The organism is Dolomitihabitans soli (assembly GCF_022213955.1).
Classification (GTDB): Bacteria; Actinomycetota; Actinomycetes; order Streptosporangiales; family Streptosporangiaceae; genus Streptosporangium_A; species Streptosporangium_A soli.
Window position 1 is genome coordinate 100805 of the sequence record NZ_JAKNTW010000011.1, and the last position, 24154, is coordinate 124958.

Consider the following 24154-nt stretch of genomic DNA (forward strand, 5'->3'; position numbering starts at 1 on the left):
GTCGAGCGCAAGTCGGCACTCGATAGGCTGAGCCCCTTCACGTGACGACGCATAGCGGTTAGGTCCAGTAGTGAACAACCTAAGTCCGGATGACCCTCGCCAGATCGGGCGATATCGGTTGCTAGGGCGCCTCGGGAGAGGTGGTATGGGCACCGTCTATCTCGGCGAGGACGACCCGGGGCAGAAGGTCGCCATCAAGGTGATCAACGCCGAGTACAGCCAGCACGAGCAGTTCCGGATGCGCTTCCGCCGCGAGGCGGACGCCGCCCAGCGGGTCCGCAGGTTCTGCACCGCCGCGGTGCTGGAGGCCGCGCTCGACGGCGACCAGCTCTACGTCGTCACCGAATACGTGCCGGGGCCCAACCTGGAGGAGGCCGTGGCCGCGTCGGGGCCGCTGCGCGACTCCAGCCTCGACGCGCTCGCCGTCGGGGTGGCGACCGCGCTGACCGCCATCCACGGCGCCGGCGTCGTGCACCGCGACCTCAAGCCCTCCAACGTGCTGCTCTCCCCGGTCGGCCCGCGGGTGATCGACTTCGGCATCGCCAGGGCGCTCGACTCGCTCGGCGGCGTCACCGGGACCGGCGAGCTCATCGGCACCCCCCGCTACATGGCGCCCGAGGTGCTGCGCGGCGAGGCCGTCTCCCCCGCCTGCGACGTCTTCTCCTGGGCCTGCCTGGTGGCCTTCGCGGCCAGTGGCAACCCCCCGTTCGGCGGCGAGGCGCTGCACGCCGTGCTCTACCAGGTGCTCAACACCGAGCCGGTGATCGAGGGCATGGACCCGGGGCTGCACGAGCTGGTGGTCTACGGGCTGTCGAAGGACCCCGCCAGGCGGCCCACCGCCCAGCAACTCCTCGACCACATGGTCGGCCGGGCCGCCGCCCCCGAGCAGACGGCCCACTCGGTCCAGGCCGCCTGGCAACAGCAGGCCCCGCCCCTCCAGCCGACCGCCCCCTGGCCCGGCGTCGCGGCCGGCCCGCCGCCGTATCCCCCCCAGCACCTCGCACAGAATCCGGCACAGAATCCCCCATCGCCCGGCACGACGATGCGGCAGACCCTCGCCCCCACCCACCCCGGCGGCCCGGGACCGGCGGCCGTGACGGGTCGCAGGAAGCTCGCGATCGGGGCGGTCGTCGCCCTCCTCATGGTGGGCGGCGCGTCCCTCGGGCTCTACAAGGTGCTCGGTGGAAGCGGGCCGCCCGAGGGTCTGGCGCTGCTCTACCAGGACGACTTCACCGCGACCGGCACCGGCTGGAAGGGCGGCACCTACACCGGGCCGCCGTACGGCAACTACGGCTACACCCCCCAGGGGTTCTACGCCATGGACGTCACGGGCGGGGACCCGGTCCAGCGGGAGACCGCCCCCCTCCCCTACGTCCCGCAGCAGCCCGCCACCCCCAGCCCCGGCGCGACGCCCACGCCCACCACGCCGGAGCGCCTGCTCCTCGGGGTGGACACCGCCATCAGGAAGGGCACCACGGGCGTCGGCGAGTACGGCCTGTACTGCAGGGGCGCCGACGAGACCGACGCCACCCGCTACGAGTTCCTGCTCGACACCGCCGGCAACGCGCGGATCAGGAAGGTCCAGGAGAACGCGGGCGGCGACCTCGGCAAGGTGTCCATCGGCGGCGTGCCCGGCCAGGAGACCAAGCGGCTCCAGGCCGAGTGCACCGGCGACGAAACCGGCGTCACGCTGACGATGTGGGTCGACGGCGACGAGGCCCTCTCGGTCACCGACGCGGACGCCCCGCTCGTCAACGGCGAGGTCGGCATATTGACCAGGGTCGGCGAGAAGAGCACGGCGACGCTGAAGGCGTCCTTCGACAACTTCACCGTGCACGGGCCCAAGCCGGGGACGAAGAGCCCCTGACCGCGAAACTCATGACCGCGCGGGAACAACGTGTGGCCCCGGCGAGGTTGGGCAAGACCGTAACGCCGTCTCGATCAAGGGAGTCCAGAAGCGATGCGAGCCATAGTCGTCACCGCCGCAGGCGGGCCGGAGGCGCTCGAGTACACCGAGCGCCCCACACCCGTTCCCGGCCCCGGTGAACTGCTGGTCGACGTGGCCGCGGCCGGCGTCAACTTCATCGACGTCTACCAGCGCATGGGCCGCTACCCGTTGCCGCTGCCGTTCGTGCCGGGCAACGAGGGGGCGGGCACCGTCTCGGCCGTGGGCGAGGACGTCACCGAGTTCGCCGTGGGCGACGGGGTGGCCTGGTCCAGCGTGCTCGGCAGCTACTCCGAGCAGGTCCTGGTGCCGGCCACCAAGGCGCTGCGGGTCCCGGACGGCCTCCCTCTCGACGAGGCCGCGGCCCTGCCCCTGCAGGGCATGACGGCCCACTACCTGACCCGTTCGGTGCATGAGGTGAAGCCGGGCGACAACGTGCTGGTCCACGCGGCGGCGGGCGGCATGGGCCTGCTGCTGGTCCAGATCGCCAAGATGTACGGCGCGCGCGTCTTCGGCACCGTCTCCACCGAGGCGAAGGAGCTGCTCGCCCGGCAGGCGGGCGCCGACGAGGTGTTCCGCTACGAGGGGTTCGCCGACGCGGTGAAGGACCTGACCGGCTCGGGCGTCGACGTCGTCTACGACGGCGTGGGGGCGACCACCTTCGAGGGCAGCCTCTCCTCCCTGCGCCCCCGCGGCATGATGGCCCTGTACGGCGGAGCCAGCGGCCCGGTGCCCCCGATCGACCCGATGGTGCTCAACCAGAAGGGCTCCCTCTTCCTCACCCGCCCGACGCTCATCCACTACATCGCCACCCGCGAGGAGCTGACCTGGCGCGCCTCCGACGTCTTCGAGTGGGTCGCCTCGGGCAAGGTGAAGGTCACCATCTCCAGCCGCTACCCGCTGGCCGACGCCCGCAAGGCCCACGAGGATCTGGAGGCGCGCCGTACGACCGGCAAGCTGCTGCTCATTCCGTGAGGGGCCGGGCCGGCCAGTCGAGCAGGCGGGCGCCGAGCACGGCCGTCTGCAGGGTGAAGCGCTGCGTGGCGTCGTCGGGCGAGAAGCCGGTGAGCCTGCGGACGCGTTCGAGGCGGTAGGTCACGGCCCGGGTGCTGATGCTCAGCCTGCGTGCCGCCGCGCTCTGGTTGCCCTGCGAGGCGAAGACCGCCTCCAAGGTGTCCAGCAGCGGGCCGGCGCCGCCCCTGGCCTCGATCAGCGGGCTGAGGACCGAGCCGACCAGGTCCTCCATCGCGGCGCGGTCGCGCATCAGCACCGGGAAGACCAGCAGGTCGGCCGCCTTGAGCACCGGGACGGGCAGGCCCAGCCGGTCGCCCAGCTCGATCGCGTTGACCCCCTCCCTGAACGAGGTGACCACCCCGCCGGGCCCCCGGTGCGGCCGGCCGACGCCGACCCGCCAGCCCGGCGGGAAGCCCGCCCGCACGTGATGGGCGAACTCTCCCGCCGCCGCGGCGAGGGTGCCGGGCACGACGCAGACGAGCAGGCCGTCGCGGACCGCGACCAGGATGTTGTGCGAGCCGAACCTGCCGAGCAGGTCGCGCTCGATCCGGCCGGTGAGCGGGTCGTCCTCCGCCATCGGCTTCGTGCCCTTGGCCACGCTCACCACATACGTCTCGGCCAGCCGCAGCCCGAAGTGCTCGGCCCGTTCCGCCAGCCGTTCCGATCGGCCCTGCAGCAGGTCGTCCACGAACGCGCGGCGGGCCGTCTCCTCGTGCCTGACCGCGGAACGCTGGGCCTCCTCGTAGCCGTCCATCAGCGCGGAGACCGCCCGCCGGAGTGCGGGCATCGGCGTGTGGCCCACGAGTTCGGCGGCCAGCAGTGCCGCCTCCACCATGGCCCGCAGCGGGACGCCGCGCTCGGCGGCCTGTCTTCCGCACCGCCGGTAGGCGTCGAGTTCCGGCCGGCCGGGGAGCCTGCCGGTGGCGGACGCCTCCGCCAGGGCCCGCAGGTGCCCGGCGAGCAGGTCGGCGGGCACCCCCGTGGCCTCGCTCACCCGAGCGAGAACGTCCATCAGACTCCTACGTCACGCCTGTCGAAGGCGAGGACAGCGGTCAGCGCCAGCACAGCTGTAGCCGTGAGGAGCACAAGGTAGTCCACGACGGGGAAACCCTGCTGAATGGGCTGCCCGTCGAGGTAGTAGTGGAAGGGCGAGATCCAGCCGAGCCAGGAGATCGCGTCCACGCTCCTGCCGATCGTCTCCACGACGTAGCCGCCCAAGGCCACCACGCCGACCACCGCACTGGCGTACATCTTGCGCCCGGTGGCCGCCCCCACGGCCAGGCCGAGCGTGCCGCAGCACAGCGCCAGCAGGAAGACCCCGGTGTGCCCGGCCAGGATCCGGCTCCCCGCCACCTCCATGCCGCCGGCCGCGGCGAGGCCCCACACCAGCAGGAAAGTGATCGCCGCGATGACGAGCAGGCCGAGCACCAGCCCGGCGAAGCGTGCGAGGAGCAGCCGCCGGCGGTCGACGGGCAGCGTGAGGGTGAGCTCCAGCGTGCCGTCCTCCTCCGGCTGGGCGATGGCCCGGTTGCCGAGGATCGTCGCGCACGAGATGAGCAGCATCGGCCCGATCAACTGGTAGACGACGGTCTGCAGGAAGCCGACACCGGATGTGAAGTCGGACATGCCGCCCATCAGATCCCGCATCGCGCCGGGGAACTTGGCCAGCGCCGCCGGGCCGTACACCTCCGGGTTCCGGACGATGCTGGGGTAGATGGACAGGTAGAGCCCGAAGAACGCGCTGATGCCGATCGTCCAGCCGATCAGTGTCCAGCGGTAGTCACGCAGGCTCTTCGACAGCAGCGCGGGCATGCCGGGTCTCCTCGTCGCCGTAGTAGGTGAGGAAGATCTCCTCCAGGTCGGGCTCGGCGCTCACCATGTGCACCACGGTGTGCCGGGCGGCGGCCTTGATCAGGGCGTCCGGCCTGCCGTCGATCGTGCAGCGCACGCTGGCCCCCTCGACGCGCAGTTCCCGCACGCCCGGCAGCCCTTCGAACTCCTCGCGGGGCACCGGCGCGTCGAAGTGGAACTCCACCTTGCGCACCGCCTTCTCCCGCAGCGCGGCGACGTCCTCCACGGCCACCAGCCGCCCGTCGCGGACGATCCCGACCCGGTCGGAGGCGTGCTCGACCTCGGCGAGCACGTGCGAGGACATCAGCACGGTCCGCCCGGCGGTCCGCACCTCGCGCACCATCGCCAGGAACTCCTGCTGCAGGAGCGGGTCCAGGCCGCTGGTCGGCTCGTCGAGGATCAGGAACTCCGGCTCGTGCATGAACGCCTGGATCAGGCCGATCTTCTGCTTGTTGCCTTTGGAGAGCTTGCCCATCCGCACCGAGAGATCGGCGTCGAGCCGGTCGGCCAGCTCCGCGATCCGCTCCCTGGGCACGCCTCCGCGCGCGGCCGCCAGAAAGGAGAGATACTCGCTCGCCTTCTCCCTGCCCGCCAGGGCCAGCTCGCCCGGCAGGTAACCGATCCTGCCCCGCACCCGCGCGTCACGCGGATCCACGCCGAGCACGGTCATCCGGCCGCGCGTGGGCCTGATCACGTCGAGGAGCAACCTGATCGTGGTCGTCTTGCCCGCCCCGTTGGGGCCCAGGTAACCGAACACCTCGCCCAGCCGGATCTCCAGGTCGAGATCCTCCAGGCCGCGCCGGTCACCGTAGAACTTGGTGAGCCCTTCGGTCTCCACAACTGCTGTCATGCACCGCATCCTGCTCCTGCCGGACGTGGTGGGAAACGCCGTGATCCGGACAGTTGGCCGGGTCTTCGCTGCCCGGATCCGGAAGCGTCACCATTCCTGCGACAGCCCCGACATCCGCCTCAGATACTCGTCCTCGTCGATCTCTCCCGCGGCGTAGCGACGCCGCAGCAGCTCACGGGGGTCCTCGGTGCGCGGTGGCGGCGGCTTGCGGCTCGTGGTGGACCGCACCAGCAGGCTCACGCCGATGACCACCACTGCCAGCAGCGCGATCACGAAAAGGAGGATCAGTACAAACCTCATGGGGACATTCTCCCCGCAGGAGGCAGGATGGAAAGCCCGGGGACCGGTCCGCCTTCGATGAGACGCAGCAGGGCGGCGGTGTCGGCGTGCTGTTCGACGAGGTCGCCGAGGGCGTCCAGGCGCTCCTCGCGCAGCGCGGCGAAGGAGACGCCGGGGTCGGGCTCGAAGTCGCGACCGGCCAGCGCCGCCACCTCGGCCAGGAACGCCCGCCTGAAGCCGTCGTTCTCCAGCGCCCCGTGCCAGGTGGTGCCGAACACCGCTCCGGCCCGGCAGCCGTCGAGGAACGGTTCGGCGTCGGCGTCGGCGGTGACCACCCCGTGGTGGATCTCGTACGCCGCGACCGGCATGCCGTACCCGCTGCCGGTGGGGCGGCCGAGACGCTTCTCCGCGCCGAACTCCACGGCGGCGGGCAGCAGCCCGAGCCCCGGCACGACGCCGGCGCCCGACTCCACGTCGTCGCGGATCGTGCGGGCCAGCATCTGGTAGCCGCCGCAGATCCCCAGGACGGGACGGTCACCGGCGGACACCGCCTCGGCCAGGCCCCGTTCGCGCAGCCAGCCCAGATCGTGCACCGTCGCGCGGGAACCCGGCAGCACGATCAGGTCGGCGTCGTCCAGCTCGGCCGGGCCGGTGACGAACCTCACCACCACGCCCGGCTCGCTCGCCAGCGCGTCGAGGTCGGTGAAGTTGGAGATCCGCGGCAGCCGCACGACCGCGACCCGCAGGGTCTGCCTGCCGTACGGCGGGCGGGTGACCACGGACCTGTTGTCGAGGGCGAGGGAGTCCTCGGCGTCGAGCCAGAGCCCGTCGAGCCAGGGGAGCACGCCGTGGACCGGGCGGCCGGTGAGATTCCTGATCATGTCGAGGCCCGGTTCCAGCAGCTCCCGCGCGCCCCGGAACTTGTTGATCACGAAGCCGGCGATCAGCGCCTGGTCCTCGGGCTCCAGCAGCGCCACCGTGCCGTGCAGCGCGGCGAACACGCCGCCCCTGTCGATGTCGCCGACCACGATCACGGGCAGGTTCGCGGCGCGGGCCAGACCCATGTTGGCGATGTCGCCGCGCCGCAGGTTGATCTCGGCCGGGCTGCCGGCGCCCTCACAGATCACCACGTCGTAGGCGCTTCTCAGCCGGTCGAGCGAGGCGACCGCGACGTCCCGCAGCCTGTCCTTCAGCTCGCCGTACTCCATCGCGTCCACGTCGGCGAGCGGCCTGCCCATCACCACCACCTGGCTCCTGCGGTCGCTGCCGGGCTTGAGCAGGATCGGGTTCATGTCCGCCGCGGGCGCGACCCCGCACGCCGCCGCCTGCATCGCCTGCGCCCGGCCGATCTCCGCTCCGTCGGCGGTGACGAAGGAGTTCAGGGACATGTTCTGCGCCTTGTACGGCGCGACCTTGATCCCCTGCCTGGCCAGCCACCGGCAGATCCCCGCCGTGACCACGCTCTTCCCCGCGTCAGAGGTCGTCCCCGCGACCAGCAGCGCCCCCTTCATCTCAGCCCTCCCCTACCGGCCGCACCGGCACCCACCACCTCGACCACCCGACCACAACGACACCCACCATCCCAAACCACCCGGGGGCAACGGCACCCAGCATCCCGAGCCACCCCCGGACAACGGCACCCGCCATCCCAAACCACCCGACCGCAACGGCATCCGTCCTCCCGAGCCACCCGACCGCAACGGCACCCAGCATCCCGAGCCACCCGGGCACGCGATGTCTCCGCCGCACCGGCCCTCCCGGCCGCACAGGTCAGCGCCATGTCAACGCCTCCGCCATGCCACGATCCCCGCGACGACGACCGCCGCCAGGGAGACCGCCCGGGTCAGGCGTACCGCCCGCCGTACGTCACGGACGGCCGGTTCGCCGCCGTCGCCCAGCTCCGGGCGGTGCTCGACGCGGCCGCCGTAGACGTTGGTCCCGCCGAGGGTGACGTCGAGCGCGCCCGCGAAGGCGGCCTCGCACCTGCCCGCGTTGGGGCTGGGGTGACGGTGGCCGTCCCTGCGCAGCACGGCCGCGGCCCGCCGTACGGAGCCGCCGGCCAGAGGGGCGGCGAGGACGGTGAGGAGGCCGGTGAGCCGGGCGGGGGCCAGGTTGGCCACGTCGTCCAGCCGGGCGGCGGCCCAGCCGAACCGCTCGTACCTCGGCGAACGGTGCCCGACCATCGCGTCCAGCGTGTTGGCCGCCCGGTAGGCGAGCAGGCCCGGCACGCCCGCGACCGCGCCCCACAGCAGCGGCGCCACCACGGCGTCGGAGGTGTTCTCCGCGAGCGACTCGACCGTGGCCCTGGCGAGCTGCGGACCGTCGAGCCCGCTCGGATCGCGCCCGCACAGGTGGGGCAGCCGCGTCCTGGCCCGTTCGACGTCGCCCGCCTCCAGCGCCTCGGCCATCGCCGCCCCCTCCCTGGCCAGGGTGGTGCCGCCGAGCACGGCCCAGGTCGCCGCCGCCGTGACCACGGCCCGCCCCACCGGGCTGTGCCGCGTCACCCGCTGGGCCACCAGCCCCAGCCCCAGCGCCGCCCCCACGCAGATCCCCGCGTGCGCGACCCCGTTCGCCCGGGCGTCGCCGTACAGCCGCTGCTCCAGCAGCCCGGCGGCCCGCCCGAACCCGGCCACCGGATGTCCCCGGCGGGGATCCCCGGCCATCAGGTCGAGCGCGACTCCGGCGGCCATCCCCACCGCTTCGGCCCTCACCGGCCCCGCCCGGCGCCCGGGGAGGAACGTCTTCGTCACGCCGGAGGATGAATCAGGGAGAAAATCAGACAAGATGGTCACGAAGACCATCTTCGTGGGTGTCGAGCCAGGCACGAGCCCGCCTGATGCGCTCGCCCGCCCCCGAGGCCCACATCCGCCCCCACGCTCCCCCGGTGTCGGCGGCCCGGGACCGCATCTCCGCGTACGACCTGTCGAACCGCAACCGCGCGAGATCCGGCAGCCGCCGCCGATCACGCGCCGTCACGCCGTACGCGTCGCAGAACACCCGCATCCGGGCGCCCACATCCAGCCCGGACTGCAACGGGTCGCGGTCCACCGGATCGGCGATCGGCGCCCAGTGCCGCAACGTGGTCACGATGTCGAACAGCCGGGTCGTCGGCCGGGCCAGGTCGAAGTCGATCAGCGCGTACGGCACGCCGTCACGGAAGATCACGTTCTCCGGGGTGACGTCGCAGTGCCCGATCACCTCGGGCGGCCGATCGTCGTTCGATCCCCGTTCCCAGTCCGCGGGCGACGGCGGCGTGAACCCGGCGGAGGCGTCGTGCAGGCGGCGCAGCAACCCGGCCAGCGCGACCAGCGTCTCCTCCCGTACGGCATGCTCGGGCAGCGGACGCGTCGCCGCCTCGCCCGGCAGATAGGTCAGGACCTCCCGGCCCTGCCCGTCGATCCCGACGACCCGCGGCGCACCGCTGAATCCGGCCGTCTCCAGATGCCTGAGCAGCGCGTGCACGGCCGGGGCCGACCGCCTCAGCGGCCGCCGGACCGTGTCTCCGACGCGCACCACCCGGTCGTTGACCATCCCGCCCGGCAGTGCGACCTCCGGCTGGACCGTCGCGAACATGGCTCAGGAGCCTAGTCCAAACCACCCGACGATCGGCTCGAGGACGGGAAAGCAAGCACGATCCCGTACCTGGCCTCCCCCGGGACCCGCTGCCCGTCGACCCGGCCGCGCATCCAATGGTCCTGGTGGCCGCCTGACCTCAGCGGCGGCGGTAGAGGACGATCGACTCGGAGTCGCCGTCCACGATCGAGGTCGCCAGCCACAGCTGGGACGAGCCCGGGATGCGCTCGACCACCGCCCGGGTCACCTCGCCGGGCGACGGCGAGCGCTCGCGCGTCCACATCCGGCCGTCCCAGTGCAGCAGCACGACGTGCCGCGGAGTGGTCTCGGTGCGCAGGCTCGCGATCCACACGTCGCGGGGGCCGAAGGCCGTCACGCTGGTCAGCTCGCCTCGCCAGTCCGGCGGCAGCGCGACCCGCTTCCAGGAGGCGCCGTCCCACCGCAGGACGAGGGGGCTTTCCCCGGTCTGTCCCACCGCCCACACGTCGGACGGGCTGTTCTGCCAGACGGCGCCCAGCGTGCCGCCACCCGGCACCCTGGGCATCTCGGCCTGCTCGAACCCGCGGGCCGAGCCGTGCCAGACCATCGGCTGCCCCATGCTTGATCCGGCGATCCAGGTGTGCCCCGCGCCCGCGCTCACCGCGTGCAGCTCGTTGGCCGGCCGGTTGACGATGAGCTTCCGGATGAAGCGGGCGCCGTCCCCCTGCACCACCTCCGAGGACGAGATGAGGACGACGCGACCGCCGTCCACCGCGACGTCTCGCGCCTTTATCGGCGACTGATGACGTCGCCAGGAGCCGCCGTCCCAGTGCAGGGCGACGGGCTCGTCGAAGGTGCCGCCGCCCACCGCCCAGGCGTTGGCCGGCCCGTCGGCGTCGACCGCCGCGAGGCTACCGGAATGGCCCGCCGGCAGAGACTGCCAGCGGGAGCCGTCCCAGTGGCGCAGGGTCATCTCCACGCCGTCCTCCCAGCCCTTGTAGCCGGCGGCCCAGGCGCGGTCCGGGGAGGCGGCGCTCACGTCGTACAGGCCCCGCTCCCAGTTGTGGTCGTCGGGCAGGCCGGGGACGAGTTCCCATCGCGCCGACAGCGGAACATCCTCGTCGGCCGACGTCGGCGTGGGGGTGGGCTCGGGCGCTGACTCGGGCGCGGGTGGCGGCTCTGATCTGACCGCCGGGGTGGGCCCGGCGGCGCAGCCCTGCACGACCAGGCAGGCCACGACGGCCAGCAACCGCGTTCTCATCGGCGCCTCCGCGACGGACTATACAGCGCGCCTGCGAAACGGTGCCGCCGCCGGTGGCCGGATAACGATCGCGGCACGCGGACGACGAGGCCGGCCAACCGTCCAGCGCTCAGGCGGCGGTCACCGGGCCGAACCCAGGAGGGGCGGCAGCCGTGCCTCCGGTCGAACTTCCGCGCGCCGCCGTACGCGTCGATCAGGCCCCGGACCCACAGGCGCTGGAGATCGGCCTCGGGGAAGAGACGCTCGGATGGCCCGGCACGCGCCGGAGTCCAGCCGGCGCGCCGAAGGTTTCAGCCCCAGGGCAGGGAGGCGCGGGTGGTCCAGTAGGTGTCAGGGTCCTCCGCCAGGCCGGAGAGGCGGTGGTCGAGCGTGGCGTCCCAGGTGAGGCCGGTCGCGCGCAGGTTGGCGTCGAGCTGGCCGGCCGTGGCGGCCCCGCTCAGCACGATCCCCGCCCACGGCTGGGCGAGGACGGCCGCGAGCGCGAGGGCGTCCGGGGTGACCCCGTGGTCGCGCGCGGCGTCGGCGAGCGCGGGCGGCGCCGTGCGACCGGCCAGTCGCCCGTTCGCCATCCCCTCCTTGACGATCACCCGCATCCCGGCCCGGTGCGCCTCGGCCAGCGCCGGCCCCGCCGTACGCGCCAGCAGGTTCCAGGTGGACTGGACGGTGTCGAAGATCCCGGTGCCGATCGCCTGCCGGATCGTGTCCTCCTGGCGCGGACCCGTGGTGGAGAGCCCGATCGCGATCCCGTCGGCACGCAGGCCGCGCAACAGGCCGAGCACCTCCGGGTCGCGGAGGACACCGCTCTCCACCGTGGCCGAATGGATCTGGTACAGCAACAGATGGTCGCCCAGCAGCGCCCGGGTCTCGGCCCACTGCCGCCGGAACCGCTCTGCCGACAGGTCCTTCACCTCGTGCCGCTCGGCGTCCATCCGCCAGCCGCCGACGTAGGTGTATCCCCATTTGGACGCGACCGTGACCGCCTCCGGCGCGATCTCCCGCTCCCGCAGCCATCCGGCGAGGAACTCCTCGGCCCTGCCGTACGAACGGGCCACGTCGAAGTAGCGCACACCCAGCCGCCACGCCTCGTCGAGCACCGCCCACGTCCGCGACCGCATCGCCTCGACGCCGCGATCATCGCCGAGGTCGGCCTCCCGCCCCAGCGTGATGTAGGCGGGGCGGCCGAGCGCCGCCAGGCCGAGACCCACACTCGTCACATCCACCCCTCAAACTTAGTGGTCGGGCCGGGAAGTCTCTCGGGGGTTGACGGGCGGCGGCGCGCTGGCTGCGACCATCAGCTTGCCGTACCGAACCCACCTCATAACCCCGAAGGATGTGCGAAGTCGGCCCGCCCTGCCCGGCGGCTCGGCGTCCGGTTGCCCGGCGGGATCCGTACGACCGCGGTCATTGCGCGAGCAGGGCATTCAGTTCGTCGGCGATCAGCAGATCGGGGTCGATCTCCATGCCGGTGAAGTGGCCGGCGAGTTCGAGCGAGAGCACGCCGTGCAGGCGGGTCCAGAAGGACAGGGCGCGATGCAGAGTCGTGGCCTCTGCCGGGTGGCCGAAGGCCCACTCACGGTGGGTTTCCAGGTGGGCGTCGAACGGCGTCGCCGGTTTGTCCGCCGATACCGCGCCGCAGACCTCGAGCAGCACCGTCATGACCTCGAATGAGATCTTGGTGGTGTCGTCGGGTGCGTGGTAGCCGGGGACGGGCGTGCCATAGATGAGGAAGTACCGCTGTGGGTCGCTCCGGGCCCATTCCCGGATGACGCGGGCCAGCCCGATCAGGTCGGCACCGGAGTGGGACGCCGCCCGGACAGTGTCGGCGAGGCTTCGGTAGGCGTCGCGGATGAGTGTGGTGATCAGCTCGTCCCGGCTGGCGAAGTACCGGTACAGGGCGGGACCGCTCATGCCCACCTGCTTGGCGATCGCGTTGAGCGAGAGCGCGGCCACTCCCGCTGTGGCGATCTGCTCCCACGCGTGCCGCTTGATCTCCGCGCGTACCTGAGCCCGGTAGCGCTCCCGCGGGCTCTGCCCACCTGGGTCCGTCATCAGCCGCTCCTTCACTGGTCGGCGTGACATCGTCGACGTCTAGTTAGAGCTTCTCACGTTTCCTATTGCCACTCATTCCCACAGTGTTATAGCTTCTAACTATTGTAAGAGCTATTAACGCTGGGAGAAGAGCCATGATCGACACCAACCCGTCCACCTCGCCGAACCCTGCCCACACCCCGCGCTCTGCCAGCCGCCGCGCTCGGCTGCGCTCCTCCCTGCTCGCGATCCCGCTGGCCGCCGGGCTCCTCGCCGCCGGTGCCGCATCGGCAGGCGCCGCCACCGTCAGCCAGAGTGCGACGTCCAGCCGCCCCGATCGTTCGGATTCGCTGACCTGCCGCGGCAAGGGCATCGATCCCGACGCCAAGCTCCACCACCGGACCGAGACCTTCATCAAGGCACCGCTGAGCACCGTCTGGAAACTGCACACCGACGTGGAAGGCTGGCCGTCCTGGCAGGAACCCGTCACCAGCGCGAAGCGGCTGGACCAGGGACCGCTGCGGAAGGACTCGCGGTTCCGGTGGACCACTCCGGCACCCGCCACGCCCACGACCCCCGCCACCACCCTGGTCATCACCTCCACCGTCGAAGACGTCCAGCAGGGCAAGTGCATCCGCTGGAGCGGGCCCGCGATCGGCAAGGGGCTGCGCATCGACGAGGGCGTCCACGTCTGGAACTTCATCAAGGTCAAGGGCGGTGTCATCGTCCGCACCGAGGAGAGCTGGACCGGCGACCAGATCGAGGCCGACCCGGAGACCTCCATCAAGTACCTCGCGCCAGGTCTCGACTTCTGGCTGGCCGACCTCAAGTCCACCGCCGAGGCCCGCGGCCGCCGCAACTGAGCCAACGGTCGTCCCGGCCATCGCCGCAGGCGTCCACCGCCGCCAGATCTGCCCGGCCGAACAGCGAGGCAGTCCTCGTCTCACCCACGACAGCCGAGGCCGCACGGCGGCCGGGCTCGTGCCTCCGGCGTCCGCCGAGCGCCACTCCGTAAGCGGCGGTTCGACGGCCCGGCCACTTGGTGCGCCGCCGCCGTGTGGCAGCCTGGGCGGCATGCACGTCCTCGCGGAGCTCACCGCCGGTGCGGCCCGTTACCGGCTCAGGCGGGCCACGGCGGGCGACCTCCCGGCCATCGTCGAGCTGATCGCCGCCGACCAGCTCGGCGCGACCCGCGACGGCGGCCCGCTCACCCCGTACGAACGCGCCTTCGCGGCCATCGACGCGGACCCCGCGCACCTGCTCCTCGTCGCGACCTCGGAGCCGGGTGACGTCGTCGGCACCATGCAGCTCACGTTCATCCCCGGACTGGCCCGCCGCGGCTCCCTGCGCGCCCAGATCGAGGCGGTCCGGGTGCACGAGGACCACCGCGGCCACGGCCTGGGCGCCGCGATCTTCTCCTGGGCGATCGACGAGGCCCGCCGCCGCGGCTGCTCCCTGGTGCAGCTCACCACCGACAAGAAGCGCCCGGACGCCCACCGCTTCTACGCGAGGCTCGGCTTCGTCGACTCACACGAGGGCTTCAAACTGCACTTCTGATCCCCATCCCGGCTCCTCACCGGCGAAACGACCACAGGCCGGGTCGCTCGGTGCCGTCGAACTCCCGGATGACGCCGGCCCTCATGGGGAGCCCGGCGCGGCGGGTGTGTCGAAGAGGCGCATGCGGTGGGCGGTGGCCGCGGCCTCGCCCCGGGAGGCGGCGCCGAGTTTGGCCAGGATGTTGGACACGTGCACGCTGGCGGTCTTCGTGGAGATGAACAGCTCGCCGGCGATCTCGCGGTTGGTGCGACCGGCGGCCACCAGACGGAGCACCTCGTGCTCGCGCGCGGTCAGGCCGAGCCGTGGTTCTTCGGGCTCCCGTTCGCCGTCCAGGGGGATCCGTGCGCGCCGGGCGAGGTCGGCGATCTGCCGCGTCAACGGCACGGCGGCCAGCTTCCCGGCCAGCTCCCACGCCTGGGCGAGGGAGACGGCGGCCTCGTCACGCGCGCCGCCGCCCACCGCGATCTCGGCGGCCGCGAGCAACGCGCGGGCCTGGGGGTACGGCTGGCGCAACGCCGCCCACGCGGCGGCGGCCTCGTCCCACGCGGCCCGCGCCGAGTCCCGCGCGGCCGCCGAGTCAAGGTCGGCGAGGTCGGCGCGGGCCGTCTCGGCCGCGAAGGTCAGGCTGTGCGCCTCCTCGACCTTGCCCTGGACGTCGAGCCTGCCGGCCAGCTCCCGCAGGGCGGGCGACAACGCGCTCGCCGTACGCGCGGCCGTGACGAGGAAGGGCCAGGCGTAACGGGGCGCGGCGGCCAGATCCTGCTCGCGCAGGGCCCGCTCGACCAGGTCGCGCGCCTCGTCCGCACGCCCCCGCGCCCATCGCAGCTCGACGTCGCGCCGGATGTTGGGCAGCACGGTCTGCGCCCGGTAGGTGCCGCGGGCCAGCAGCGAGAGCGCCTCGGCGAACTGCGCCTCCGCCTCGTCGAGGTCACCGCGGGCGAGGGCGATGTCCATCGCGAAGCCCAGCACGCTCGCACGGTACGGCGGGGGCGGCACCAGCTCCAGGGCGTGCTCGATGACCTTCAGCGCCTCATCCCACCGACCCAGGGACAGCAGGGGCTCGGCCAGGTTGATCGACAGGAACGCCCCGAATGTCCGGCTCAGGCCGTAATCAAGGGCGTCGGCGACCCCCCGGCGCGCCACCTCGGCGGCCAGCTCGTGCGCCCCCGCGCCCTCCAGCGCGTCGGACTCGGAGATCGCACACCGTTGCAGGGCGCTGTAGGAGCGGGCGCGGGCGGCCAGCTCGTGAGCCTCCGCGAACGCCCCGACCTGCCCCTCGACGTCCTGGTAGCGGTAGCGGGCCCAGGTCAGCGTGACGAGCGCCTGGGCTTCGGTGCTGCCGTCGCCCACCTGCTTCGCGATGGCCCGCGCCTCTTCGGCCAGCGCCTCCTTCTCCGCCCACTCGCCGGGCTCGTGCAACACGCGGGCGAGGTTCTCCAGCACCTGGGCCCGCAGGCGGGTCGGCGGGTCGGCCGGCAGGAGCCGCGCGGCCATCCGGAGGTCGTCGACGAAGCCGGCCCGGCCGAGGTCGTAGGCGACGATCCCGCGCTGTCTCAGCAGGCTGGCCGCACGCACCGGATCGGTGTCGGGATCGATCTCGCCGAGCGCGGCCTTCGCCAGGGCCATGCCCCGCTCGTACTCCCCCGCCAGGTGCGCGACGGTGATCGCCTGACGCAGCACGCCGACATGGTCGGTCTCGATCCGCGCGGCGGCGTCGGGCACCTTCTCCCACAGCTCCAGCACGCGGGTGAGCATCCGGAGCTGCTCGTCGTAGGCCGCCGACTTCCTGGCCGCCGCGGCGGCCCGCCACGCGCTGATCAGCGCCCAGGTGACGTCGTGCGCCGCATACCAGTGGTAGGCCAGCTCGATGGCGCCGCGTGGCGCGGGCAGCAGCTCCAGGTCGGCCTCCAGCGCCTCGGCGAACCGGGTGTGCAGGCGGACTCGCTCGCCGGGCAGCAGGTCGTCGTGCACGGCCTCGTGGATCAGGGCGTGCCGGAAGGCGTATCCCTCCCTGTCGAAGGTGAGCACGTTGCCCGCGATGGCGGGGCGCAGTGTGGCGGAGAGCGCGTCGTCGTCGAGGCCGGCGACGGCGGCGAGCAGCGCGTGCTCGATCCTGGCCCCGCTGGCACTGGCCACCCTGAGCAACTCCTGGGTCTCCTCCGGCAGCCGCTCCACGCTGGAGATCAGGAGGTCGCGCAGCGACTCCGGCAGGGCTTCGTGCTCGCCGTCGCCGCTCAGCAGGACCTCGACGAACAGCGGGTTGCCCTCGCTGCGGGCGTAGATCGTGTCGATGACGAGCTCGGCCGGCTCCCGGTCCAGGATGCCGACGGCCTGCTGCACCACCTCACGCCGGGTCAGTCTGGGCAGCTCCAGCCGGGAGACCCGATCGAGCCGTCCCAGCTCGGCGAGCAACGGGCGCAGCGGATGCTTGCGGTGGACGTCGTCGGCCCGGTAGGTCACCACGATCAGCATGCGGACCTCGGGCCGCCGGTAACGCACCAGGAAGGACAGCAGGTCGCGGGTGGACCGATCGGCCCAGTGCGCGTCCTCGATGACCAGGAGCAACGGCTGGTGCTCGGCGAGCCGCTCCAGCAGGCCGAGCACCTGCTCGAACAGCCTGGCCCGCGCCTCCGCCCCGTCCGCGTCGGGTTCCCCGAACTCCGGCAGCAGCCGGGCCAGCCCGCCCGTCGTGCCGCCCGGCAGCAACGCGGAGATCCCGTCACGGCCGAACTCCCGGGCCAAGGTGCGCAGCACCGCCGTGAACGGCGCGAAGGGCAGGCCGCCCGTGCCCAGCTCCAGGCATCCGCCGACCAGCACCCGCGTCTCGCCCGACCGCCCCGCGAACTCCCTGATGAGCCGGGTCTTGCCGACTCCCGCCTCGCCGCCCACGAACACGGTGGACGACTTCCCCGCCCGCGCCTCCGCGAGCACCCGCTCCAGCGCGGCCAACTCCCCGGCACGCCCGACGAACAGGCGACTGACCGCATGTGTGCTCACGCACCAAGGATGCCATCGCCCACCGACGTCCCACCGTCCACCCTCGTCCACGGCGGCACGGACGCTCCCCGGACCCGGTGACCGCGAGCACGCCGTCCCCGCCGCCTGCCGTACGAGCGCCCGTCCTGGGGCTGTACGGCACGCGCGGGGCGTCCCGGAGTTGTACGGCGCGTACGGCACGCCGGCACGTGCGGCTGCCGGATGCGTGCCGTACAGCGGGCGGATGCGTGCCGTACGGCGGGCGGGGTCAGATGCCGAAGAGGTGGCGGCAGGCGTCCAGGCCGTGGATCCGCACGGGGACCGGGGAGACGAAGTCGGAGCGGCCGAGGAGGAAACGCTGGTCGGTGGCGCGTTCGCCGTCGCGGGCGCGGGTCTCGGTCCCGTCGGGGCGGTAGCCCAGCTTGCGGGAGACGGCGAGCGAGGAGGGGTTGTCGAGGAAGGCCGAGGAGCGCGCGGAGTCGACACCGAGGCCCTCGAAGGCGAAGTGCAGGACGGCCGCCCGCATCTCGGTGCCGATCCCCTTGCCCTGGTGAGCACGTCCCAGCCAGGACCCCGTGCTCACCTCGCGGGTGATCTTGAGATCGGACGCCCCGACGTTCTGGGAGCCGACCACCTGCCCGTCGTGGACGACGATGAAGTTGCATTGCCAGGCGCCCGGCTGCCACGAGGCGAGCGTCAGCAGGTGGTACTGGATGACGTTGCGCGGCAGGTCCTCGGCAGGCGCGGTCGTCCAGGGGATCAGGAACGGCATCGCGTCGGGGTCGTGAACTCCGGCCATCGCGCAGTCGGCCAGGTCGTCGAGGTCGTCGAGGGTCGGCAGCCGCAGGGTGAGCCGGGGCGTGGTGAGCCGAAGATCGAGAAGGGGCCAGTTCCGCATACCAGCTGATTGTCGCGATCCCCGGCCGCGATGGCATCCGAATTTTCACCCCGGGCCAGCCCGGTCTCGCGACCTCCTGAGCCTCGCGGGGGTGCGCGCGGGGGAACGCTTCGCGGATCTCCTGAGCCTCGCGGGGGTGCACGCGGGGAAGCGCCTCGCGGATCTCCTGAGCCTCGCGGGGGTGCACGCGGGGAAGCGCCTCGCGGATCTCCTGAGCCTCGCGGGGGTGCACGCGGGGAAGCGCCTCGCGGATCTCCTGAGCCTCGCGGGGTCCACGCGGGAAAGCGCCTCGGGACCTCCTGAGCCTCGCGGGGGTGCGCACGGAGGGGCGACGGCGGATGACCGGTTCGGGAGTCTCGTCGGGAATGTGGGGGAAGCGCGTGTGTTGGAACGGAGGTGAACGGCATTCGGCTCTCGATCCTCGATCGCTCCCTGGCACGGCAAGGACAGGACCCGGCGGGGTCGCTGCGGGCGACCGTGCGGTTCGCGCGGGAGGCCGAGGCGCTCGGCTACCACCGCTTCTGGGTCTCCGAACATCACAGCGTGCCGGGTATAGCCGGTTCCGCGCCGACCGTCCTGGCGGGCGCCATCGCCGCCGCGACCTCGCGGATCCGGGTGGGCACCGGGGGCGTGATGCTGCCCAACCACCAGCCGCTGGTCGTCGCCGAGCAGTTCGGGGTCCTCGAATCGCTCAATCCCGGCCGGATCGACATGGGCCTGGGCCGCTCGGTGGGGTTCACCGGCGGCGTACGGCGGGCCCTGGGCCGTGACAAGGAGGCCGCCGGCGACTTCGGCAGGCAGCTCACCGAGTTGCTCGGTTACTTCACCGGCGGCGGGCAGACCCATCCGGGCGTGCATGCGATACCGGCCGAAGGGCTGCGAGTGCCTGCGTACGTGTTGGCCACCGGCTCGGGCGCGGACGTCGCCGCCGAGCACGGGCTCGCCCTGGTGATCGCCGCGGTGGCCGGCGAGAGCCGGATGCTGGACGCGATCGCCCGCTACCGCGAGAAGTTCCGCCCGTCGGCGGTCTGGTCCGGCCCGCACGTCATCGTGGCGGCGAACATCGCGGTCGCCGAGACCACCGAGCAGGCCGCCGGGCTGCAGCTGCCCGAAGCCTGGTCGACCGCCTACTCCCGCACGCACGGCGTCTTCCCGCCCCTCCTGCCCGCCGAGCGGATCCGCCTCCTGGAGATGACCGACCGGGAACGCGGCTACCTCCAGGAGGCCGAACGAGGTCGGATCCACGGCACGGAGGAGGAGGTGGCGCCGCTGCTGGCGGCCCTGGCCGAGCGCACCGGCGCCGCCGAGATCCTGGTCACCCTGAACACCTACGACCCCGGCGAGCAGCTCGACTCCTACCGCCGTCTCGCCCGGATCGCCCGCCTCACCCCGCTCGCGGGCGCCGCCGTACCGGACGCCGCCGTGGCGGGCTCGTGGGCGGGAGTGTGACGCGCCCGGCGGAGTCCTGACGCGCTCGGACCCTTCGAGGTCGTCCCGCGCTCACGGTCTCGCACCAGGCGCCGGCGGAGCGCGATCGTCTCCGGCCCAGCGGCCGAAGGGCCGGAGGCTGAGGGCCGGAGGCCGAAGGGCCGGAGGCTGAGGGCCGGAGGCCGAAGGGCCAGAGGCTGAGGGCCGGAGGGCGGATCCGGGCAGTGACGGAGGAGCCGCCTCAGCTGATCGACGGCGGGGCCGCCTCAGCTGATCGTGGCCGGGTCGCCGATCCGCACGACGCCCGGCTTGGTGACCCGCATGATGACCCCGAACTTGTTCTCGTGCTCGACGATGAGGTGCTTCTGCAACTCCGGCCAGCGCTCGCGGCCATGGGGATCCCAGCTCGGCACCGTGCACCGGATGCACGGGCCCGAGTGCGCTCCCCGGACCTTCAGCACGGCCTCCCCCACCGTGATCGTGGTCCCGAGGGCGAACGACTCCTCCACGAACGCGGGCGCGTCGAGCGCGAGATGCACGTTGGGCCGGAACCGCAGCACGTCCACCTCGTCGCCCAGTTCCGCCACCAGCCCCTGCCGGGACGCTTCGAAGGTCACCAGCACGCTCGGGCCGCGGTCCTGCTGTCCATCGGCCGCGCAGAGGGACAGGGGCACGCCGTACGCCTCGGAGAGCGCGTCCGGCAGCCCCGGATCCTCCCAGGCCCACGGGACGCCGTCGGCGGAGTAGAGCACCGGCGGTCCCGGCGGCTCGGGCGAACCGTCGCAGGTCGCGGGGTAGGCCGCCGACCAGGCGAGCATGCCGGGCGTCTGGCGAACGGTCAGCCGCTTGCCCGCGTGGCTGGGACGCTCGTCGATGAGGGCGTACGCGCGGTCGCCGGCCAGCCCTCGGCCGTCGAGACGGGCAACGGTGAGCTCCTCGCCGCGCAGCGACTTCACCGGCCACCGGTGGAGGCCGTCGACGGTTCCCTGGTACATGCTCCGATCTTAGAGGGCCACCCGCGTTTGACACATTCGGCAGGCGACGGATACTGTAGGACACGTTGCAGTCGCAGTTTCCTCGAACGTCTTGAACGCCCGCTGGAAGTTTCTCGACAGCGGGCATTTTGCTTTCTCCGGTGGTTATCGTCGGACGCAGAATATGGTCCGCAACGCAGCCCGGGGTGTCGCCGACTTGGCGATTCCCGGTGAGGCTCCCTAAAAGGAGAAGCAGTTGACTGAAGGCACCGTGAAGTGGTTCAACTCCGAAAAGGGCTTTGGTTTCATCGCGCCCGACGACGGTAGTGCCGACGTGTTCGTGCACTTCTCGGCGATCACCACCGGTGGTTACCGCAGCCTGGAGGAGAACCAGCGTGTCGTCTTCGAGACGACCCGTGGCCCCAAGGGCCCGCAGGCCGAGCAGGTCACGCCGCTCTAAGCGGTAAGACCAAGTGACTGGGCCCGTACCGCTCTCGCGGTGCGGGTCCAGTCGCATGTCCGGGGCCCCTACTCCCCGGCTGCGAACGAGTGGTGCGGGGCTGCCCGTGACGCTGTCAGGTGTCCAGCTTCTCGAAGAAGAACTCGTGCTTGAGGAAGGACGTGCCGTACTCGTGGCCGGGTGCGGGCGGGATGAGCTGGGAGGCCTGGAACAGGCGCCAGCCGTCGAGCAGCGCGGCCACGCCGGTCTCGTAGGGCGGCTCGTCGCCGTCGCCGGTGGCGGGGGCGGTCCGCCCGGTGCCGTCGTAGGACGACCAGCCGACGACCGGGGCGTCGAGCGCCGAGGTGGCCAGGTAGAGGACCAGGACCTGTTGTCTCATGCGGTCCTCCGGGGACGGTTGGTCACACGGGTGGCCCAGTAGTCGATGTCGAAGCCGTCGTCGTCGGTCAGCGCCCGCCAGAGCGCGACCCGGTTGTAGATCTCCAGGCGCCCGGTGGCGTGCTCGTACCAGGGGTGCTGGACCGCCAGTTCGGCCGCGACCGCGGGGTCGACGAGGTCGGCGGTGTCCCAGAGCCGCACCTGGGGCACCGTGGGATTGAAACGGATCTTGAACATGTACCTGCGTCGATCACTGTCGTTGCGCCGCCCGCCGTGCCAGATGCCGTGATGGAGCAGCAGCACCGTGCCCGCCGGACAGGTCAGCCTGACCTGGCCGAGCAGGTTCTGGTAGCGGCCGGTGTCGCTCTCGTTGGTGCGGCGCAGGTGGCTGCCCGGCACGAGCAGGGTGCCGCCCATTTGCTCGGTCACCTCGTGCGGGTAGTACATGAGCTGGACGTCGAACGCGTCCGCACGGGTGTCGATGATGGCGTCGCCGTGCAGCGGCTGAGCCGTGCCGCCCTGCGGTTCGCGCACGTGCACGGCATGGTGGTCGACGGTCGGCGCCGGGCCCACGAGGCTCTCCAGCGCGCCGGCGATCAGGGGCAGATCGACGAGGCGGCGGGCGAACGTCCCCGGGAGGAAGGCTTCGGCGAGCGGCGTGCCGTACGGGACGGGTGGCACGCCGGTGGTCAAGACCTCGATCGCCTCGGCGTTCAACTCCTCCGGCACGATCGCGTCCAGCCGGAGGAAGCCCTGTGCCACGAAGCGTGCGACCTGTGCCGAGGTCAGAAGATTACTGGTTGGCATACGTCAACGGTAGGAGCGATGGGGCAGCGTAGTCGTGGGCCCTGGTCACCATTACTGGTAGATTTTCACCATGGAGCGGGTGACGGTCCGACTGGACGATCCGCCGGTCGTGGTCAATCTCGGGGTGGGCGTGCACGGGATCACCACCCGGCGCGACGTGTTCCTGCTGCCCGATCTGTGGCAGTTGCACCTGTACGGCTACGCCGCCCGGCTCGTCGTCGGCGGCACCACGCATCCCATCCGGCCGGGTCACGTCAGCCTGATCCCGCCCGGCCAGCAGGTCCAGTACTTCTACAACGGCAGGTCGGAGCACCTGTACGCGCATCTGCGCCTGCCGGATGCGGGACAGGCGCGGACCGTGCCGCTGATGCAGGACGCCGGCGCCGAGACCCCGCTGCTGGGCGGCCTGCTCCAGCAGGCCGTCGCCGTGGCCCACGCCGTGCCCGCCATGGCCGCGGCCGAGGTGTGGACGGTGCTGTGGCACGTCGTACGCCTGGCGGAGGCCCAGGGACCGCACGCCGCGGTGCGGACGGCCATCGCCCACATCGAGTCGAACCTGGCCGAGCCGCTGACCGTGCCGGACATCGCCAGGGCGGCGGGCGTCTCGCACAACCACCTCACCCGGCTCTTCCGTGCCGAGACCGGCGCCAACGTGGTCGCCTACATCCGGCGCAGGCGTCTGGAGCAGGCCCGCCACCTGCTGCGCGAGTCGACGCTCCCGATCTCGGCGATCGCCGCGGCGGTGGGGATCCCCGACCTGCAGGCATTCAACAAGGCCTGCCGCCGCGAACTCGCCGCCCCGCCGCGCGCCATCCGCTCTCGCGGGCCGCAGGGGCCCGGGTGCGCCTGACGACGACCGCTCGCGACGCCCCTCGGGTGCCTGGCTGATCGGCCCTCCCACCGCGCCCGGCAAGCCGCGTCAGGTGAGCAGTTCGGCCAGGTGATCGGTCGCCATGACCACCCATTCGGGATCACCCTCGGCCGGTTTCCGTTCGGCCGCGACGGCGAACCGGCCGGACGGCTTGCAGACGCGCCGGTCCAGAAACGCATTGCCGACCTCTGCACGTGATCTCTAGCCTGCTTGAGTGCAGGTGACTGAGATGCCGGGTCCAGGGTGGCCGGAACTGTCGGCGCTGTGGTGGAGGCGGTGGCCGGAGTGTCCGCCGATGGCGGACCAGTTGAAGCACGTCTACCCCGATCGGTGGGTCCGTTTCCATAGCCTGCCCGGCTCGAAACGCTATGCCGACGACGAGAGCGAGTACGCGATCCTGCTGCGCCGGCACAACACCGTGCTGGACGAGCTCTTCACCCGGCAACGGGTCTACATCGTGACGGCGACCTACGGCGCCGGAGAAGACGACTACCTCCAGAAGCTGAACCCCGGCTCCCGGTTCTGGACGACCCTGCGCGATGAAGATCCAGACACGGACCGGACAGTCGATCTGCACGTCGGCGAACGGCCTTGGCGGCCGGGGATGACCGATCCGCTGCTTCGCGCCGTAGCGGACGACGAGCACAGAAACGTCATCATCATGGACACCGCGCTCCACCGCCTCTACCACCCCTACGACGGCGGCGCGGACTGCCTTGTCGAGAGCACCGAGGCGCGCGACCGGCTGAAGGAGGCGCACTCCGGCTGGCTGTCCAGGCACTCTGGCGGCTTCTGAGGCTGCGGCGGTGTGCGTCGTCCCCGTGGTGGTGCGCGCTCGACGACGCCTTACCCGGAGGTCGGGCCAAGCCGGCCGGAGGCAGTTGACCCCTCGGCCGACTTGACCTTGGAGATCTACTTTAAAACTTGGTGAAGCAGACCGATGACGGCCAGCGCCGATGCTGAAGCTGCCACCGGTCCGGCGACAACCCCCATGACGAAGCCGCTGACGCCTGCCGACAAGAGAA

The 24154-nt window shown here is 72.1% G+C and carries 23 protein-coding genes; 8 read left to right on the forward strand and 15 right to left on the reverse strand.

Going from position 1 to position 24154, the window contains the following annotated elements:
• Nucleotides 1-70 precede the first annotated feature (70 nt).
• Together MBA17_RS24065 and MBA17_RS24070 are read left to right on the forward strand one after the other, a co-directional pair.
• Nucleotides 71-1867 carry a serine/threonine-protein kinase gene (locus tag MBA17_RS24065; RefSeq protein ID WP_455432835.1) on the forward strand — a complete coding sequence of 599 codons (1797 nt, stop codon included), beginning with the start codon at nucleotides 71-73 and terminating at the stop codon, nucleotides 1865-1867.
• A gap of 93 nt (nucleotides 1868-1960) precedes the next feature.
• Nucleotides 1961-2920 carry a quinone oxidoreductase family protein gene (locus tag MBA17_RS24070; protein WP_238498823.1) on the forward strand — a complete coding sequence of 320 codons (960 nt, stop codon included), beginning with the start codon at nucleotides 1961-1963 and terminating at the stop codon, nucleotides 2918-2920.
• On the opposite strand, the gene MBA17_RS24075 is transcribed toward MBA17_RS24070, so the two are convergent.
• The 10 genes from MBA17_RS24075 to MBA17_RS24120 form a co-directional block, all read right to left on the reverse strand.
• The gene (locus MBA17_RS24075) at nucleotides 2910-3971 is read right to left on the reverse strand and encodes a PucR family transcriptional regulator (RefSeq protein ID WP_238498824.1); all 1062 of its coding nucleotides are present in this window, start codon (nucleotides 3969-3971) and stop codon (nucleotides 2910-2912) included. The genes MBA17_RS24070 and MBA17_RS24075 overlap by 11 nt on opposite strands.
• The gene (locus tag MBA17_RS24080) at nucleotides 3971-4771 is read right to left on the reverse strand and encodes an ABC transporter permease subunit (RefSeq protein ID WP_238498825.1); all 801 of its coding nucleotides are present in this window, start codon (nucleotides 4769-4771) and stop codon (nucleotides 3971-3973) included. The genes MBA17_RS24075 and MBA17_RS24080 overlap by 1 nt, the downstream gene beginning before the upstream one ends.
• Complete coding sequence (locus MBA17_RS24085) at nucleotides 4740-5660, reverse strand: ABC transporter ATP-binding protein (protein ID WP_238498826.1); 921 nt, start codon at nucleotides 5658-5660, stop codon at nucleotides 4740-4742. The genes MBA17_RS24080 and MBA17_RS24085 overlap by 32 nt, the downstream gene beginning before the upstream one ends.
• Nucleotides 5661-5747: 87 nt before the next feature.
• Nucleotides 5748-5960, reverse strand: a complete 213-nt coding sequence (locus MBA17_RS24090) for an SHOCT domain-containing protein (protein ID WP_238498827.1) — start codon at nucleotides 5958-5960, stop codon at nucleotides 5748-5750.
• Entirely contained in the window at nucleotides 5957-7450 is a 1494-nt protein-coding gene (locus tag MBA17_RS24095) for a cobyric acid synthase (RefSeq protein ID WP_238498828.1), read from the reverse strand. Before MBA17_RS24095 ends, MBA17_RS24090 begins: the two co-directional genes overlap by 4 nt.
• A gap of 270 nt (nucleotides 7451-7720) precedes the next feature.
• Nucleotides 7721-8629 (reverse strand): cobalamin biosynthesis protein, encoded by a 909-nt coding sequence (locus MBA17_RS24100; RefSeq protein ID WP_238499026.1) that lies wholly within the window; start codon nucleotides 8627-8629, stop codon nucleotides 7721-7723.
• An 85-nt stretch (nucleotides 8630-8714) separates the two neighbouring features.
• Nucleotides 8715-9512, reverse strand: a complete 798-nt coding sequence (locus MBA17_RS24105; RefSeq protein WP_238498829.1) for a phosphotransferase enzyme family protein — start codon at nucleotides 9510-9512, stop codon at nucleotides 8715-8717.
• 139 nt (nucleotides 9513-9651) lie between these two features.
• On the reverse strand, nucleotides 9652-10752 hold the full coding sequence (locus MBA17_RS24110; protein WP_238498830.1) for a hypothetical protein: 1101 nt from the start codon (nucleotides 10750-10752) through the stop codon (nucleotides 9652-9654).
• A 290-nt stretch (nucleotides 10753-11042) separates the two neighbouring features.
• Entirely contained in the window at nucleotides 11043-11972 is a 930-nt protein-coding gene (locus tag MBA17_RS24115; RefSeq protein ID WP_238498831.1) for an aldo/keto reductase, read from the reverse strand.
• Between the two features lie 181 nt (nucleotides 11973-12153).
• The gene (locus tag MBA17_RS24120; RefSeq protein WP_238498832.1) at nucleotides 12154-12801 is read right to left on the reverse strand and encodes a TetR/AcrR family transcriptional regulator; all 648 of its coding nucleotides are present in this window, start codon (nucleotides 12799-12801) and stop codon (nucleotides 12154-12156) included.
• A 134-nt stretch (nucleotides 12802-12935) separates the two neighbouring features.
• Between MBA17_RS24120 and MBA17_RS24125 the strand changes: the two genes are divergently transcribed.
• Together MBA17_RS24125 and MBA17_RS24130 are read left to right on the forward strand one after the other, a co-directional pair.
• On the forward strand, nucleotides 12936-13643 hold the full coding sequence (locus tag MBA17_RS24125) for an SRPBCC family protein (RefSeq protein ID WP_238498833.1): 708 nt from the start codon (nucleotides 12936-12938) through the stop codon (nucleotides 13641-13643).
• Nucleotides 13644-13854: 211 nt separating this feature from the next.
• A complete protein-coding gene (locus MBA17_RS24130; protein ID WP_238498834.1) occupies nucleotides 13855-14337 on the forward strand; it encodes a GNAT family N-acetyltransferase in 483 nt (160 codons plus the stop codon).
• 81 nt (nucleotides 14338-14418) lie between these two features.
• On the opposite strand, the gene MBA17_RS49615 is transcribed toward MBA17_RS24130, so the two are convergent.
• Together MBA17_RS49615 and MBA17_RS24145 are read right to left on the reverse strand one after the other, a co-directional pair.
• Complete coding sequence (locus MBA17_RS49615; RefSeq protein ID WP_455432836.1) at nucleotides 14419-17334, reverse strand: helix-turn-helix transcriptional regulator; 2916 nt, start codon at nucleotides 17332-17334, stop codon at nucleotides 14419-14421.
• A 247-nt stretch (nucleotides 17335-17581) separates the two neighbouring features.
• Nucleotides 17582-18211 carry a GNAT family N-acetyltransferase gene (locus MBA17_RS24145; protein WP_238498835.1) on the reverse strand — a complete coding sequence of 210 codons (630 nt, stop codon included), beginning with the start codon at nucleotides 18209-18211 and terminating at the stop codon, nucleotides 17582-17584.
• A 396-nt stretch (nucleotides 18212-18607) separates the two neighbouring features.
• Between MBA17_RS24145 and MBA17_RS24150 the strand changes: the two genes are divergently transcribed.
• Nucleotides 18608-19660 carry an LLM class flavin-dependent oxidoreductase gene (locus MBA17_RS24150; RefSeq protein WP_238498836.1) on the forward strand — a complete coding sequence of 351 codons (1053 nt, stop codon included), beginning with the start codon at nucleotides 18608-18610 and terminating at the stop codon, nucleotides 19658-19660.
• 245 nt (nucleotides 19661-19905) lie between these two features.
• Here MBA17_RS24150 and MBA17_RS24155 read toward each other — a convergent pair whose 3' ends face one another.
• Complete coding sequence (locus MBA17_RS24155) at nucleotides 19906-20634, reverse strand: MOSC domain-containing protein (protein WP_238498837.1); 729 nt, start codon at nucleotides 20632-20634, stop codon at nucleotides 19906-19908.
• Between the two features lie 235 nt (nucleotides 20635-20869).
• Between MBA17_RS24155 and MBA17_RS24160 the strand changes: the two genes are divergently transcribed.
• Complete coding sequence (locus tag MBA17_RS24160) at nucleotides 20870-21073, forward strand: cold-shock protein (protein WP_238498838.1); 204 nt, start codon at nucleotides 20870-20872, stop codon at nucleotides 21071-21073.
• 115 nt (nucleotides 21074-21188) lie between these two features.
• On the opposite strand, the gene MBA17_RS24165 is transcribed toward MBA17_RS24160, so the two are convergent.
• Nucleotides 21189-21452 (reverse strand): hypothetical protein, encoded by a 264-nt coding sequence (locus tag MBA17_RS24165; RefSeq protein ID WP_238498839.1) that lies wholly within the window; start codon nucleotides 21450-21452, stop codon nucleotides 21189-21191.
• Complete coding sequence (locus MBA17_RS24170) at nucleotides 21449-22258, reverse strand: phytanoyl-CoA dioxygenase family protein (protein WP_238498840.1); 810 nt, start codon at nucleotides 22256-22258, stop codon at nucleotides 21449-21451. The genes MBA17_RS24165 and MBA17_RS24170 overlap by 4 nt, the downstream gene beginning before the upstream one ends.
• A 79-nt stretch (nucleotides 22259-22337) precedes the next feature.
• Between MBA17_RS24170 and MBA17_RS50535 the strand changes: the two genes are divergently transcribed.
• Both MBA17_RS50535 and MBA17_RS24180 read left to right on the forward strand, forming a co-directional pair.
• Nucleotides 22338-23108, forward strand: a complete 771-nt coding sequence (locus MBA17_RS50535) for an AraC family transcriptional regulator (protein ID WP_238498841.1) — start codon at nucleotides 22338-22340, stop codon at nucleotides 23106-23108.
• Nucleotides 23109-23424: 316 nt separating this feature from the next.
• Nucleotides 23425-23925, forward strand: coding sequence for a DUF3885 domain-containing protein (locus MBA17_RS24180; protein ID WP_238498842.1), 501 nt, complete (start codon nucleotides 23425-23427; stop codon nucleotides 23923-23925).
• The last annotated feature ends 229 nt before the right edge of the window (nucleotides 23926-24154 follow it).

Excerpts from the sequence above, each read along its gene's own strand:
- MBA17_RS24170 (WP_238498840.1), bottom strand. The coding sequence starts at position 22,258 with ATGCCAACCAGTAATCTTCTGACCTCGGCACAGGTCGCACGCTTCGTG.
- MBA17_RS24085 (WP_238498826.1), bottom strand. The coding sequence starts at position 5,660 with ATGACAGCAGTTGTGGAGACCGAAGGGCTCACCAAGTTCTACGGTGAC.
- MBA17_RS24075 (WP_238498824.1), bottom strand. The coding sequence starts at position 3,971 with ATGGACGTTCTCGCTCGGGTGAGCGAGGCCACGGGGGTGCCCGCCGAC.
- MBA17_RS24165 (WP_238498839.1), bottom strand. The coding sequence starts at position 21,452 with ATGAGACAACAGGTCCTGGTCCTCTACCTGGCCACCTCGGCGCTCGAC.
- MBA17_RS24080 (WP_238498825.1), bottom strand. The coding sequence starts at position 4,771 with ATGCCCGCGCTGCTGTCGAAGAGCCTGCGTGACTACCGCTGGACACTG.
- MBA17_RS24120 (WP_238498832.1), bottom strand. The coding sequence starts at position 12,801 with ATGACGGACCCAGGTGGGCAGAGCCCGCGGGAGCGCTACCGGGCTCAG.
- MBA17_RS24105 (WP_238498829.1), bottom strand. The coding sequence starts at position 9,512 with ATGTTCGCGACGGTCCAGCCGGAGGTCGCACTGCCGGGCGGGATGGTC.
- MBA17_RS24095 (WP_238498828.1), bottom strand. The coding sequence starts at position 7,450 with ATGAAGGGGGCGCTGCTGGTCGCGGGGACGACCTCTGACGCGGGGAAG.
- MBA17_RS24125 (WP_238498833.1), top strand. The coding sequence starts at position 12,936 with ATGATCGACACCAACCCGTCCACCTCGCCGAACCCTGCCCACACCCCG.
- MBA17_RS24145 (WP_238498835.1), bottom strand. The coding sequence starts at position 18,211 with ATGCGGAACTGGCCCCTTCTCGATCTTCGGCTCACCACGCCCCGGCTC.
- MBA17_RS24155 (WP_238498837.1), bottom strand. The coding sequence starts at position 20,634 with ATGTACCAGGGAACCGTCGACGGCCTCCACCGGTGGCCGGTGAAGTCG.
- MBA17_RS24110 (WP_238498830.1), bottom strand. The coding sequence starts at position 10,752 with ATGAGAACGCGGTTGCTGGCCGTCGTGGCCTGCCTGGTCGTGCAGGGC.
- MBA17_RS24070 (WP_238498823.1), top strand. The coding sequence starts at position 1,961 with ATGCGAGCCATAGTCGTCACCGCCGCAGGCGGGCCGGAGGCGCTCGAG.
- MBA17_RS24090 (WP_238498827.1), bottom strand. The coding sequence starts at position 5,960 with ATGAGGTTTGTACTGATCCTCCTTTTCGTGATCGCGCTGCTGGCAGTG.
- MBA17_RS24180 (WP_238498842.1), top strand. The coding sequence starts at position 23,425 with ATGGCGGACCAGTTGAAGCACGTCTACCCCGATCGGTGGGTCCGTTTC.
- MBA17_RS24130 (WP_238498834.1), top strand. The coding sequence starts at position 13,855 with ATGCACGTCCTCGCGGAGCTCACCGCCGGTGCGGCCCGTTACCGGCTC.
- MBA17_RS24100 (WP_238499026.1), bottom strand. The coding sequence starts at position 8,629 with ATGGCCGCCGGAGTCGCGCTCGACCTGATGGCCGGGGATCCCCGCCGG.